The sequence below is a fragment of the Pseudoalteromonas sp. L23 genome, assembly GCF_021728455.1.
Classification (GTDB): domain Bacteria; phylum Pseudomonadota; class Gammaproteobacteria; order Enterobacterales; family Alteromonadaceae; genus Pseudoalteromonas.
In genome coordinates, this window is the sequence record NZ_JAKKCW010000042.1 from 1 (window position 1) to 3,058 (window position 3,058).

Annotated in this window: 2 protein-coding genes; both read right to left on the reverse strand. The window is 47.9% G+C overall.

Annotated elements, in window-relative coordinates; translation table 11 throughout:
- On the reverse strand, positions 1-1,848 hold a 1,848-nt coding region (locus tag L3V43_RS23560), incomplete at its 3' end, for a condensation domain-containing protein (protein ID WP_237117541.1).
- A 2-nt stretch (positions 1,849-1,850) separates the two neighbouring features.
- Positions 1,851-3,058, reverse strand: a 1,208-nt coding sequence (locus tag L3V43_RS23565; protein WP_237123952.1) for a non-ribosomal peptide synthetase, incomplete at its 5' end; no start/stop codon positions are given.

Consider the following 3,058-nt stretch of genomic DNA (forward strand, 5'->3'; position numbering starts at 1 on the left):
GTAATCCGGTGAAACAGGCACATAGGCACCACCGGCTTTGAGCACGGCCAAAATAGCAATAAGCATCTCGCTACTGCGAGAAAAGTAGAGGGCGATAGGGGTATCGGCAGGCAATAGGCCAGCTTGTACTTTGGGGTGCTGAGCAATGATTTGCTGTGCAAGGGCATTGGCTTTACCGTTCACTTCGGCATAAGACAGCGCTTCACCACTGCTGGTTAACAAGGCGGTCTGCTCGGGCGTGTTAGCTGCGTGTTGCTCTACCAAGCTGGCCAAATCTTTATCGATGGCAAGCGATTCTGCGTTGTCATGCCAAGCACGTATTGTGTCAGTCTCAGTTCTATTTTGTAGGGCTACTTTTGCAAGTGGCTGTGCGGTTCTGGCGATCACCTGATCGATAATACTGATAAAGCGCTCAGCAAGAGTTGCGATCCAGTCACTTGGAAATAGCGCTGTGGCGTAGTTAATATCGCCAAATACTTCTTCGTCACCATTTTGTAGCAGTAAACTAATGTCGAACTTAGCCACTTTATGTAGCGCTTTGACTTGTGATTCATCCACTGGCATAAACAGCTGTTGGCTGCTGTCGTCGCTGTTATTTTTAAATTGTTCAAGCGCAAACATCATTTGAAATAGCGGGTGGCGAGACGGATCCCGTTGTAATTTTAGGGCGTCGACCAATTTATCAAATGGCAGATCTTGGTGCGCCTTTGCCGCTTTTAGGGTTTGGTGCACTTGTTGAATTAAGGCATTAAAGTCGAGTGCGTTATCAATATGAACTGGGAGGGCTAAGCTATTGACCAAAAAGCCAATAAGATTTTGTGTCTGGCTTAGGTGACGGTTGTCAGATGGCGTACCTATGACTAAATCTGACTGACCGCTGGTTGCTTGTAATGTCAATGCCCAGCTGCTGAGCAGTACTACATAAAGACTGGTTTGTTGCGTTTTGGCTATGGCCTTGAGGGCTTCGCTTCGTTCCTGACCCAAATGAATACGGTGGTCGGCACCGTGATATTGATATTCATTTGGCCTTGGTAGAGGCGAATGTAATTCAAGCTGCTCAGCACCTGCAAGTGCATCAGTCCAGTGGTCTAAAAGCTTAGTTAAGGTATCGCCGCTGAGATACTCGCGCTGCCACCTTGCGTAATCTTGGTACTGTAACTCAAGCGCTGGTAGCTCAGGCGTTTTGCCTGAAGCTAGCATAAAATAGGCTTGGTGTAGCTCACGCATAAAGATTTCGGTGGACCAGCCATCAAACGCAATATGGTGCCACATAAATAGCACGTAACGTTCAGCGCCTAATGTCCAACAGCAAACCTTGAACATAGGCTCACAGGCTAAGTCAAATGGTGTACTGATCGCTTGTTTAACAGCCGTATTAAGCGCAGCTAAGTCAGCCACAGGGCTAGGCGTAATCTCAATACAAGCGCTCAACACTTCTTGATAGTCGTGGCCTTGCTCGTCTTGACGATAGACACTGCGAAGGACTTCGTGCCTATCTAACACGATATTCAACGCCTGTTCTAAGTGTGCAAGCTCTGTGTGCTCAGAGAGTTTAACCAAAAACGGAATATGATAAGCGTTGGTGCCACTTTCTAACCGTTCGATAAATAATAAACGCTCTTGCGCAAACGAAAGCGGATAGCGGTTTAATTCTGGCAGTGTATTAAACGCATCCTTTGAAAAAATTGCTTTTGCTTCAAGGTAATCCATCAACTGCGTTTTGTTTGATTTTAACTTTGCAACAAGCGCAGCATCTGGCGCTTGCGCGCCAAATGACAGCTCTAGTCCGCCGTCTTGCAACCAGATTGAGAGATTGTGATCTTTCAGTTCAGCGAGCAATGACAACATGGTTAAATCCTCATGCTATTAGTTTGTTCTTGTTGTGATCCGGAGTCTGCTTTAATTTCGATATCCACGCTCAGCGTCTCTAAGTTGTCGACGATTGCGGCAATATGGGTATATTCAAACAAGGCTGAAATTGGGATGTTTAAATCCAGTGCTTTATTACATGCATTCATCAACCGGATAGCCGAGATAGAGTCCCCCCCGATACTGAAGAAATTATCTTCAATGCCCACTTGTTCAAGGCCAAGTACCTGTTGCCAAATCTCACAAAGCTGGGTCTCTAAGGCATTGCGTGGTGCCACATAAAGGTTGTCGGCTTGAAGCTCTGGCGCGGGGAGTGCTTTGCGGTCAAGCTTACCGTTACCCGTGAGTGGAATATGCTCGATTAGAGTAAAGTGGCTGGGCACCATGTATTCAGGTAAAGCAGCACTTAGGGCGAGCTTTAACTCGGTAATTTCAAGGTCAGGCTCTGCGACAAGATAAGCGGCTAATGCTTTACCTTGCGGTGCAGGCACATCAATCACTACCGCGTTTTGTACGCCTTGCTGGTCGACAATAGCAGCGGCAATCTCGCCTAGTTCGACACGATAACCACGAATTTTCACCTGCTCATCGTTACGACCGAGATACACCAAGTCGCCGTTGTCTAGGAAACGGGCAAGGTCACCGGTTTTGTACAGCTTGCTATGGGCGGGGTCGTGACTAAATGGATTATCAATAAAGCGCTCAGCATTGAGTTCAGGGCGGTTTAAGTAACCACGGGCAACCCCAAGGCCTGAAATATATAACTCACCCGGCGCACCAATGGGCATGGGCTGGAGTGATTCAGATAACACATGAAGATTAACGTTAGGGTAGGCTTTACCTATGCCTTGATGAAGACGTGGGTAGGCCTGCGCGAGCATCGCACCGACTGTGGCTTCCGTTGGGCCATATTCATCGAAAATAGCGTTTACATGGTCGCTTAATGCGGCAATGGCCTGCTCAGTCAGCGCTTCACCACCGAGCATTAGGGCATCGACTTGTGCGTCGCTGCCAGGCAATAGCGCCATGGCAAGACTGGGTGTGGTTTTCACAAAGCCAACATTCGCGGCATTTAGATGAGCTCTAAAGGCGGCGGCATCAAGAATATCGCCTTCATAAACACACACCGTTTGTCCAGCAAGAAGCGGGCATAAGGTGGTGGTCACCGACAGGTCAAAACAGTAGTTAG